The organism is Photobacterium sanguinicancri (genome assembly GCF_002265265.1).
GTDB lineage: Bacteria > Pseudomonadota > Gammaproteobacteria > Enterobacterales > Vibrionaceae > Photobacterium > Photobacterium sanguinicancri.
Map to the genome: position 1 here is coordinate 1 of NZ_NOIF01000371.1, position 1,203 is coordinate 1,203.

A 1,203-nucleotide genomic window follows, 5' to 3' on the forward strand; every position below is an offset into this window, starting at 1 on the left:
AATTATTTTTGATTAATATCTCATATTTATGAAACTTTGCACTGTATCTCAAAAAATCGCGTCAATTGGTGATTTTTTAGCTTAAAAAGGGTTTAAACATGCAGCTAAGGTAGTTGAATATTGCTGATTATCGGGCAGTGATCGGTGAGTTGAAACTGTTGAACATCACTTTTTTTAAAGCGGTATTGCACCGACGGTTGTAGCGGCATTCTTTGTTGCCTAAGCAAAGCCTGTGAGATGAAAATATGATCAATTAACTGTTTATAACGACGGTAGCGAACTTTTTTAACCTGGGTTTGTTTAACAAAGCAGTTAGCTTCTGTCGCAATTGTTAGTGGGATAAGTACTTCCTTTGAGCTGTCTAGTTGCTCTTGCAGCCAGAAGTAATCGGAGGATAAGAGGTGATTAAAATCACCCGCAATGATCACATGTTGATTGTGATGATTGTTAATCCACTCTGATAACACTTCAAGTTGCTGAGCTAATGTTCTGCATGCTTTTGATTTTCTTGATGAGGGCTTATTTTTACTCATAACAGTGCAGCCGCTTTTTAGGTGTACAGAGAGTAAATGTACAGGGGGAGCTGTGGGGGAAGACCTTAGCGTGATATAGCTGGCGTAGCGTAATTTAGCGTTTCTAGCTGACGGATTTTTATTTGTTGCTACAACATCTTGGGGATCTTTAATTATCAAACCATTGCGTACAGCAAAACCTGTAAATTGGTTTACGTCATTAAATATTTCTGAGGGTTTATTTTGTCTATCTGAGAAGAAAAATTGATACTTTTCTTTTGGGACTACAAGCTCGAGCGCTGTAAGGCTATCGACTTCTTGAAAGGCTAGAATATCCGGTGAAATATCAGTGAATATACGTGCGAGCGCTTGATAATCTTGCGTGGTACGAGGTGGAGCATATTTAAAAGGCGTTAAGGTTAACCATTCTAGGTTCCAGCTCATTAGTGTTATTGTTGTGGGTAAAGTCGCGGATGGTTGCTGGCTTTGTGTTTTTGGATTTTTATTAAGAGTGGTTGTTGTGTGAGCGCTTGGTTCAATAGCCTGTGTGATAGCCGCTTGATCGAGAAAATCAACGTCCCGAATAGTGATAAGGATGATAACGCCACATAGAATAATAAGCTGTCTCTTATCCCCAGCTGCGGATGCGGCGGATTGGCGTTTGGTTGAGGTCGGGGGAGGCCGTTGATTT

General features: G+C 40.2%; 1 protein-coding gene. It reads right to left on the reverse strand.

The annotated features are described in order from the left end of the window. Positions 1 to 104 precede the first annotated feature (104 nt). On the reverse strand, positions 105 to 1,203 hold a 1,099-nt coding region (locus tag ASV53_RS24085), incomplete at its 5' end, for an endonuclease/exonuclease/phosphatase family protein (RefSeq protein WP_094959001.1).